The sequence below is a fragment of the Pseudomonas sp. B329 genome (assembly GCF_023127835.1).
Classification (GTDB): Bacteria; Pseudomonadota; Gammaproteobacteria; order Pseudomonadales; family Pseudomonadaceae; genus Aquipseudomonas; species Aquipseudomonas synxantha_A.
Map to the genome: position 1 here is coordinate 1 of NZ_SPKP01000023.1, position 9,076 is coordinate 9,076.

Annotated in this window: 10 protein-coding genes; 3 read left to right on the forward strand and 7 right to left on the reverse strand. The window is 57.6% G+C overall.

All coding sequences use genetic code 11. The features are described 5' to 3' along the window. The first annotated feature begins 482 nt into the window (after positions 1-482). Complete coding sequence (locus tag E4P00_RS15340; RefSeq protein WP_282443234.1) at positions 483-875, forward strand: WYL domain-containing protein; 393 nt, start codon at positions 483-485, stop codon at positions 873-875. Between the two features lie 553 nt (positions 876-1,428). On the opposite strand, the gene E4P00_RS15345 is transcribed toward E4P00_RS15340, so the two are convergent. The 4 genes from E4P00_RS15345 to E4P00_RS15360 are packed head-to-tail and all read right to left on the reverse strand — an operon-like array spanning position 1,429 to position 6,051. Continuing rightward, positions 1,429-1,893, reverse strand: coding sequence for a response regulator (locus E4P00_RS15345; RefSeq protein ID WP_248131938.1), 465 nt, complete (start codon positions 1,891-1,893; stop codon positions 1,429-1,431). Then, positions 1,890-4,217 carry an ATP-binding protein gene (locus tag E4P00_RS15350; protein ID WP_078820945.1) on the reverse strand — a complete coding sequence of 776 codons (2,328 nt, stop codon included), beginning with the start codon at positions 4,215-4,217 and terminating at the stop codon, positions 1,890-1,892. Before E4P00_RS15350 ends, E4P00_RS15345 begins: the two co-directional genes overlap by 4 nt. After that, on the reverse strand, positions 4,214-4,867 hold the full coding sequence (locus E4P00_RS15355) for a response regulator transcription factor (protein WP_248131940.1): 654 nt from the start codon (positions 4,865-4,867) through the stop codon (positions 4,214-4,216). The genes E4P00_RS15350 and E4P00_RS15355 overlap by 4 nt, the downstream gene beginning before the upstream one ends. Continuing rightward, positions 4,864-6,051, reverse strand: a complete 1,188-nt coding sequence (locus tag E4P00_RS15360; RefSeq protein WP_078820943.1) for a sensor histidine kinase — start codon at positions 6,049-6,051, stop codon at positions 4,864-4,866. The genes E4P00_RS15355 and E4P00_RS15360 overlap by 4 nt, the downstream gene beginning before the upstream one ends. A 174-nt stretch (positions 6,052-6,225) precedes the next feature. On the opposite strand from E4P00_RS15360, the gene E4P00_RS15365 reads away from it, so the two are divergent. Further along, positions 6,226-6,723 carry an SgcJ/EcaC family oxidoreductase gene (locus tag E4P00_RS15365; protein WP_216091103.1) on the forward strand — a complete coding sequence of 166 codons (498 nt, stop codon included), beginning with the start codon at positions 6,226-6,228 and terminating at the stop codon, positions 6,721-6,723. Between the two features lie 69 nt (positions 6,724-6,792). Here the strand turns inward: E4P00_RS15365 and E4P00_RS15370 are convergent, their stop codons facing one another. The 3 genes from E4P00_RS15370 to E4P00_RS15380 all read right to left on the reverse strand — a co-directional run bounded on the left by E4P00_RS15370 (position 6,793) and on the right by E4P00_RS15380 (position 8,300). Next, positions 6,793-7,128, reverse strand: a complete 336-nt coding sequence (locus E4P00_RS15370; protein ID WP_248131942.1) for a 3'-5' exonuclease — start codon at positions 7,126-7,128, stop codon at positions 6,793-6,795. Then, positions 7,125-7,979 (reverse strand): nuclease-related domain-containing protein, encoded by an 855-nt coding sequence (locus E4P00_RS15375; RefSeq protein ID WP_248131944.1) that lies wholly within the window; start codon positions 7,977-7,979, stop codon positions 7,125-7,127. Before E4P00_RS15375 ends, E4P00_RS15370 begins: the two co-directional genes overlap by 4 nt. An 81-nt stretch (positions 7,980-8,060) precedes the next feature. Beyond that, positions 8,061-8,300 (reverse strand): carbon storage regulator, encoded by a 240-nt coding sequence (locus E4P00_RS15380; RefSeq protein WP_078820942.1) that lies wholly within the window; start codon positions 8,298-8,300, stop codon positions 8,061-8,063. 377 nt (positions 8,301-8,677) lie between these two features. Between E4P00_RS15380 and E4P00_RS15385 the strand changes: the two genes are divergently transcribed. Next, the coding region (locus E4P00_RS15385; protein ID WP_248131946.1) for a TolC family protein at positions 8,678-9,076 on the forward strand (399 nt) is incomplete at its 3' end.

Genomic DNA, 9,076 nt, shown 5'->3' on the forward strand with positions numbered 1-9,076 from the left:
AAAGCGTTACGCAATGAGCTTGAAAGGTGTCTAGAAAATCCGGGGCGATTCAACCAGTCGTAGTCTCGTTGGCTTGTCCTCTGCTCTTGGGCACCTGGACAGTCACATTCCCGTCATGTATGAAGATGGCCGTGAGTCCCAGACCATCTGCCTTGAGTGCTATGAAGCATCCAAGTAGTTGAGAGGATTGTTGGAGAAAATCGACGCGGGTGGATGCATTTATTTGACGAGCGGCGAAAGCTTTTTCACCCTGAATGTCATGAACAACCTCAGTGGAGTCATTGAGCCTTTCAAAATATGCATGGCGATTTCCGAGAGCACCGGTTACTTCGGATACACGTCACCAGCGCGTTTTTTGCGCGTATAGGCGAGGGTTCACCTGGTGTGCCTGTTAGGAAGACGGGTTGTAGTGGTCAATTCATCCCGGACACGGTTTTGAGTTTTTCTTCCGTTTTCGCTGGGGTCAATCCATCGTTAAATTGATGAGGTCGGTTCCATCCGCAGATGTGGCGGTTGAAAGCATTGAGGTCGATGCCACATCGATCCGGCACCCGCTGTTCGCTCAGATTCACCGTGCAATGCGGCGAGGACGCTGCATCAGAGTGCTCTATCGCTCCATGAGTAATCCTGAAGCACATGAACGAGTAATTCGCCCGCACTCGCTTATTCAAACGGGACCGCGGTGGCACATCCGGGCGTACTGTTCGAATGCCGAGGCATTCTGCGACCTAAATCTTGGCCGAATTTCGGCGATAAGTGCATCTGAAGATGCCGACCTCCCAGGGCTGGATCGAGACGTAGATTGGCACAGGATAGTTGCAGCGCGTCTGGTGCCACAGGGATCTGTCGGCCGAGCAGGCCCGTATGGTCCTTGAGGAATACATGGGGGGGGACTGCAGCAACGGTTTTTAACGTCCGCGCCCCCATCGCCAAGTATTTAATCCAATCCTTCCGAGCGGCCATCGATCCTGAGCGGGAGAGGGCTCCAGAACATCTGCTCATGGTCTACCAGCTCGAAGAGTTGCCTGCGGTGGTCGATATTCGTCGGTTGTGAGTTGCCTGGTGAGCGGGGGAGGTTGGGACGTCTTTTCGGGGGGGACTCATACCCTGTTGCTCCTATGAAAATGACACCGCCGGCTTGATGATCGTTCGTCCGATTGGCTATGGGTAGAATCCAATAGCCTTGCTTAGAATTACCCCTTTTTCCGCTCTTGAAACACCCCAGAAACAAGTCCAGAATTGAGTCTTTTCCTGCTTCGGCAAGAAAAGAAAACCCTTAGATTTCAATGGGTCGGACGCTAGATGCGAGTCTCGTTTCCCGCTCCAAGCATTAAAGAAAAAGCCACTCTAACGAGTGGCTTTTTTTTGCCTGCGATTTGGGGAATAGACGCTTCGGCGCGTTCTTTGGGCGTTGCGTGATCGAGCTATTCAGTCTGATGACTTTGAACCGCGCCTTTGCAGCAAATTGATTTGATCCGCTGGCACCAAGGTGCGCAAGGTCTTGTAAAGCACGCGGGTTTCCAGCAGGTTCCAGACGCGCAACATGGTTTCCAGCGCATCCAGTGGTTTGCTGATGAAATCCTTGGCTCCCAGGGCCAGGGCGCGCAAGCGTGTGTCGCGGGTGGCGTCGGCGGTGAGCACCAGAATCGGCAAGTATTCGCTGCTTGGGATACGCCGGTTGAGTTGTTCCAGCACGGCGAAGCCGTCGAACTCGGGCATGTGCAGGTCGAGAATCACCAGGTCCGGCTCGAAGCTGTTGAACAGCTCCAGAGTCCGCAACGGTTGGGTGCTGCTCAGCACATTGGTCAGCCCTTCACGTACCAGCAATTGCTCCACTAGATCGAGGTTGGGGCGTTTGTCGTCGATGATCAGAATGCGCAGGTCGGGGTTCACACGGGCTCCGGAAAGTACTGGTCGAGGTGGGCAAGGAACGAAGGAATGTGAATCGGTTTGGTCAGCACGGCGGTCGCGCCCGCGTCACTCAAGGCCTGGCGGGTGAGGTCGGTGGCATCGGCGGTGATCATTAGCACCGGGGTGGTTCGGGTGATTGCGCACCGGCGCAAGCGCTGCAGAACGTTCAGCCCGTCGATGTCCGGCAGCGAGACATCCAGCAGGATAAGCTGTGGCGCATGTTGGGCAGCCAGGTCCAGCCCCAATTGACCTTGCATGCTCGAGAGCAGTTTTATCCCGGGTCGCCGTTGCAGCACGGTTTCGATGAGCGCCAGGCTGGAGAGGTTGTCTTCGATGCACAACACCTTGCCCTGAACTTCGGGGTCTGCAAGTGCAGGGGTCAGCGGTCGATTATCGAGCGCGGCAGCGGCTGCCCCGACGGGGTCCTGCAAGTGTACAAACGCCAGCTCCAGGGTAAATCGGGAACCGACGCCGGGTTGACTTTGCACGGTCAGGCTTCCGTTCATCATTTCCAGCAGGCTCTTGCTCAGTGCCAGACCAAGGCCGCTGCCTTCCACATTCGGGTCGGTCTCCAGGCGTTCAAACGGCTTGAACAGGCGAACCAGGCGATCAGCCGCAATGCCTTTGCCGGTATCGCTGATCGACACAGCGATTCGTTGCTGATCAATCTTGACCTCGATGCTGACCTGACCCTCAGGCCGGTTATATTTGATGGCGTTTGACAGCAGGTTCAGCAACACCTGAGTCAGGCGTTGTCGATCGGCGACGATCCCACTGTCAGCGGCCAGGATTGGCAGCGGTGCCAGCTGGATGCCGGCATCGGCGGCCATTGGCGAGACCAGCGTCAAGGCTTCTTGCAAGGCGATTTCCAAGGGCACGGATTCGATGTTCAGCGGCAGGCGTCCGGCTTCGATCTTGGCAATGTCCAGCACTTCATTGATCAGGATCAGCAGGTGCTGGCCGGCACGCAGTATGTGACCGATCTGCGCCTTTTGCCCAGGGGGCGCGTCCATGTCCAGCAGTTGCGCAAAGCCCAGGATCGAGTTGAGCGGGGTGCGCAGTTCGTGGCTCATGCGCGACAGGAATTCACTTTTAGCCAGGCTGGCGCGCTCGGCCTCTTCGCGGGCAGTGCGCAACGCAATCTCGGCCGCGCGGCGATCGGTAATGTCCCGGGTGATTTTAGAGAACCCACGCAACGTGCCGCTGCTGTCGTATTGCGCAGTGATTACCACGCTGGCCCAGAAGCGGCTGCCATTCTTGCGGCAACGCCAGGCTTCCTCCATGTAATGCCCGTCGCGAGTGGCCTCACGCAAGGCCATTGCGGGATGCTGGGGGCACTCTTGCGGCAGGTAAAACATTGAGAAGTGTTGGCCAATGATTTCCTGCTCGGTATAGCCCTTGATTCGCTCGGCGCCGGCGTTCCAACTGGTGACATAACCCTGGGTGTCGAGGGCGAAGATCCCGTAGTCCTTCACGCCGTCTATGATCAGCCGCAAGCGTTCTTCGTTGTCGCGCAACGCGCGTTCACGTTCAGCCAGCAGTAGGCCGGCTTCCACCAGACGAGTGCCCAACTGGCCAATCTCATCGTTCTCCGGCGGTTGTGGCTGCAAAGGTTGCCCCAGGGCCAGGCGTTGGGCATTGCCCTGGACCTGCTGCACCCTGGCTACGATCCCTTTGGACAAAAACAGTACCGCCACGATGGCACCAAATAGTCCGCAGAGGGCGGCCAGTAAGGTTGAGAACAACAGCCGCTGACGGGTCGCGTATGCCGCCGCAGTCCGCTCGGCCAGCAACGTGTCCTCAAGGGTGAGCATGGTGCCGATATGCTCGCGCAATTCATCGAGGATGTATTTGTTATTGACCAGGATGGTGGTGAGCGACTCCGGTTTAGCCTCTCGATCGCGAAGCATTTGCTCCAGCCCATCGATTTTGCTGTTGATCAGCGGTGCGATGGCGGTAAGTTGTGCACGCACCCGTTCATCACGCACATGGCTGTCGAGGCGGCGCAGGGCCGATTCGATCAGGGGCTTGGCTTTCAGATAGCCCGGCAGGAAATCTTCTCGATGTGTAAGCAGATAACCGCGCACGCTGGCGGCCGCTTCGGCGAGCAAGGTGTGCACAGTCTGGATATCGCCTTGCACCAGCAATACCCGGCGCACGTCTTCTTCGGCACGGGCAGTCTGGCGCTCGGTGATGTAGATCAACACCAGTGACAGCAACAGGATCACCAATGGCAGGGAAATCACTACCAGGGCCTTGCCCCGTAGCGGCAGGTCGGCCCAGCGTCCGGCATAAAACACCTTCATGGTTGGGTCACCAGGCCCAGAGCAATGCCACGCACCGCAGCCTGGGTTCGGTCAGCCGCCCCGAGTTTGCCGATGACCCGTTCGACGTGGGCTTTTGCCGTACCGGTGGTAATCCCCAGTTTCTCACCGATCAGGCGATTGCTCATGCCGTTGGCCACCAGCCCAAGTACCTGGCGTTCTCGTGCAGTGAGGTTTTCGGTGGGTGTACCGCCACTCGTATTACGTTCGGTCATGCGGCGTAGCAGGCGGGCGCTGACGGAACGATTGAGGGCTTCTTCACCGGCAGCGACGCGCTGCAGGGCGTCGATCACTTCGTCGCGGCTGGCGTCTTTGAGCAGGTAACCGACGGCGCCGGCACTCATGGCCGCCTCCAGATGGTCGGGGCTGTCGTCCATGGTGAAAATCACCACTTTCAGGGTCGGCAGGCGTTGCTGAAGCAGACGTGCAGCGCCCAGGCCGTTGAGCAACGGCATGCGGATGTCGAGGATCACTATATCCGGCAGCAACCGTTCGCACAGCTCGACGGCCTCCTGACCATCGCGGGCCTGACCGACCACTTCGAATTGCGGATGACCGGCCAGCAAGGCGACAAAACCGGTGCGCGTGACTTCATGATCATCAGCGAGCACGAGGCGTAGGAGGTGGGTCATTGGGGTGTTCCATCCAGGTTCACGGGCACGCCGACGTGCAGTTGGGTGCCGCCGTTGATTGCGCTGGTGCAGGTGAGGCGTCCACCCAACAGGCTGGCGCGTTCCTGCATGGTGGCCAGGCCCAGATGTCGAGTTTTGTCGGTATCGAGTTGGAGTTCGGGGGCAGCAAAGCCTTTGCCGTTATCTTTTACCCGCAGCCAGGCCTGACCGTCGTGCAGTTCCAACGCCAGTTGCACCTGTTTGGCGTGCGCATGTTTGAGGATATTGTTGATCGCTTCCTGGGCGATCCTGAACAAACCGATCTCCACCTGACTGGGAAAGCGCACCTCGCAACGCGTTAACCAATGCACGCTGATTCCGGCTTCGCGCAGCCGATCAGCTTCTTTATCGACCGCCTTGAGCAATCCGAAATCGTCGAGCACCGTCGGGCGCAGGCCGCTGATCAGTTGCCGGCCTTCAACCACGCAATGCTGGGCCAGTGCCAGAATTGCCTGCAAGTCTGCCCCGAGGGTGTCCGGCAGTGTCGGGCAGCGGCCGGCAAAACCTTGCAGCCGCTGGTGCAAGCCCGCGAGGGTTTGCGCCAGGCCGTCGTGCAGGTCATAAGCTACGTGCTTACGTTCGTCTTCTTGCGCACAAAACAATCGGTTGACCAGATCCGACAGAGTGCGATCCCGGGCTTTGAGCGTCGTCAGTAATCGGTCATTTTCAAGGTGCGCAGCCAGCAGGGTAGCGAGCAGTTGCATGGATTCGCTGTCTTCGTTGTCCGGCGCCCGCAGGCTCACGCTGTTGGCCAGCACCAGGGCGCCAAAGGCATTCCCGTCGCCACCGCGTAACGGCACCCGCAGCACATTGGGCAAGGATTCCCCCGGACGATCCTGCCAGTTCGGCGTGCGCATTGTACGGTCGGCGGCGATCTCCAGACTGTTCAGTCGATCACGGCAGCCATGCCGGGCGGTGGTGCTAACGTGTCCGTCGGCGTCCCACTCCAGCAGCATCCCGTGGTCCATCGCGAGGAAGGCGCAAGCCCGTGCCAATACTTGCTCGCGCATGGCGTCCGGGGCCAGCCGGGTCAACTCCTGCCCGGTATGTACCAACAGCCGCAGGCGCGCCGCGCGACTCTCCGATTGCCGATATTGGGTGCGGATGGCCAAGGCACTACCGGGGTCGTGTGGCAGGGTTTGCATGCTTGGGCTCCGGCGTTGGGGCAAGCGCCACGGGCGCAGGGAGGGTCATTAAACCTTGTTAACGGTACGGTGTGCCATCTGCCAAATGGCATAGCTAAATGATTCCGGTTGGCCGATGTCGGGTGGCTGGCGGGTTGGCAAAGTGTGCGCAACGACCACCACTGGAATATCGCAATGAAATTCAAAACCCCGACCATTGCCTTGCTTTTTGCCTTGAGCGCACCGTTTGTTCAAGCAGCGCAGACGTCTCCGTATGTCTACAACACTGTGGCCCAAGTGCCTGACGGCGTGAAGGACCGTGAGATTGCCGGTTTGTTTGACCGTTGGAACAGCATGTTGCAGACCGGTAACGCTCAATCGGTGGTCGACCTGTACGCGCCGGACGCGGTGCTGCAGCCAACCATGTCCAATCAGCTGCGCACCACGTCGGCTCAGATCAAGGACTACTTCGATCACTTCATAGCGCTCAAGCCTGTAGGCCAAATCAACTACCGCGACATCAGCCTGCTGGGCAGCAACGTGGCCGTGGACAGCGGCGTCTACACCTTCACCCTGACCGAGGCGACCGGCAAGACGCGTCAGGTGCAGGCGCGCTATACCTTTGTCTATGAACAGGTGGACGGCCATTGGAAGATTCTCAATCACCATTCTTCGGCGATGCCTGAAGCCTAGGAGCAATGAGACGTCCGCGCGACGTGACCTTCAATGATTGACCTCACTGCTGCTCAGTTCGAGGTCTTTTTATAGTTCAATGTTCTGCGCATCGTTCCCCGCCAAATGCTCGCTGACCGCCCCGATCGCCTCCTGGGCCCGCCGGGTAAAGCTGGAGTGATCACGGTGCATCATCACCAAACGATCAATGGCCCTGGTCATGGCCACGTATAGCACGCGTGTTTCATCTTCGTCATCTGCGCCGTTGATGGGCATGTCGTGCAGATAGGGGAGGATAACCAAGCCGAACTCCAGGCCCTTGCTGGAATGCATGCTGACGATTTTGACTGTATCTGCATCATTGTAGAGTTTGCTGCGGTCTTGGGTGAGGCGCGTGGAGACAAACGGAATGCCAGCGTCCTTCAAGATTTTTTCAATGTGCTCGGCTTGAGCCCAATGTCGTTAAATAACGGCCATATCGTCCAGGATGCGCCCCTTGCGTTGTCATGGATCACGCGATGGCCTTCGCCGATGGACCGCGCCAACTGCTCCTGTTGTAAGTCCATCACCTTGATCAAGCTCGGCACCGGCTCTTCGTGAGCGTTGAACAGACCAAACTGACCCGGTGAGAGGTTTACTCGTACCTCCGGAAACAAGTGGTAGCGCACGCGGTCGATTTGCTCATCTGTGAGGTGGCAGGCGAACACCTGAGCAAACATCCTGATCAGGCGCGCCTCAAAGCCCTCGCTTTCTACCGCCTCAGTCATTTCATCTCGGCAGATGACTCGCTGTTCAGCCAGCACATTGGCAAGCCCGGCGCTCTCGAACTGCTTACGGGTGATCTCTGTCAGGACCACGCCCCAGCTGTAGGGCATCAGTAAGTTACGCTCGCGGATAGAACCTGTCGGCTGTTGCAATGCAGGATCATTTTGCAGCAGCTTCACGGCCTCCAGGGTGTTGATCCGAGCCTGCGCTAACGGGTTGGCCACGGTTTTCAATTGACCTTCGACACGAATCCTGGCGTGCTCAGCGGTCAGGCTTTCGATGGTCTCCACCTTCCAGTCCTTTACCTCCAGCACCAGAATCCCTCGTTGCGGATGCATCAGCACGAAGTCTGGCCGCAAGCCTTTAGGGCCCACAGGTACATTGAACCAGCACAGCCAATCGTCCGGCAGTTTCTTTTCCAGGCGTTCAGCCAGACGGCGCTCGCCCGCAGTATCAAACCGACAGATATTGCGGGAGGGAAAATGTAGAGCCATGTCGTATGCCTCGATCATTTGCGTACTCGATAGGATTCAGAGCGACGCAAAATAATAAGTTCGCAGCGCGACTGTGCTTATCAATCGCGGGACGGTCTGTCATGACCGAATTTTTGGCAAGGGTGATTCAGGTTCGGATGGCGAGCCTGGCTTTTTGTCTTTGTCCTCGGCATCTATAGCCCTTTCATGCAGTTCGGATCGAACGATCGAGATGTGCCTGGGTGCCTCGATGCCTAAAGAGACATGACTGCCTATAACGTCAATCACCTTGATCTGAATTTCGTCGTCGACACGTAAGCGTTCGCCGGGCCTCCTAGTGATAAGTAGCAATGGCAGCACCTTTCAAATTGGGGGGAATGTTCGGGCCATTAATTCCATGCATTGTCCGAAATTCATGTAGGAAATTTCCTGTCTCCGATTGATTGGGCATCTCAGTTTTAGGCCCGAAAATGTTAGGGCTTTTTGATCTCCGCCGCCCGCTCGGGAGGATGCAAGCCAGGGTACAAGCCGGGGCATTGTTTACATTCCAGTCCTGCAAAGACCTATTCAGCCAATGCCTCGTCAGTTTTGCGCGCGGGAAATTTCCTACATTTATTGGCGCTCGAGAGGGTAAGTATCGAGTCGATCGAGGGGGATTTGATCGATTTTTGCAGCAGGCCGAAAAGATTGCAGACGGCGAACTCGTAACGGCAATCGAGCAGCATCGCAGGAGGCGTATGTCTCTCATCAAAAACGCTGGCTATGTTTTTCTGGCCTTTGTCAGTGCAGGTGCTAATGCTGCGGCCGAGTCCGACCGTGCAAATCTCCTGAACGTTTATCAGCAAGCGGTCATCAACGACGCCAAACTTTCAGCTGCCCGTCATGAGTATCAGGCTCTTCGCGAAGCGGTTCCACAGGCCAGGGCCGGGTTGTTACGGACGCTCAGCGCGGGTGGGGCGGTCGAGTCGGTTCGTTTGCAGCGTGATGAGCCGAGTTTGACGCGAACGCGCAGCCAGTCCGTCTTTCAAGCCAACCTGAATCAACCGTTGTTTCGTCTTGATCGCTGGTTTCAACTCGAAGCTGCGCAGGCGAGTACGGCACAAGCAGCGTTGGAATTATCTGCCAAGGAGCAGGCG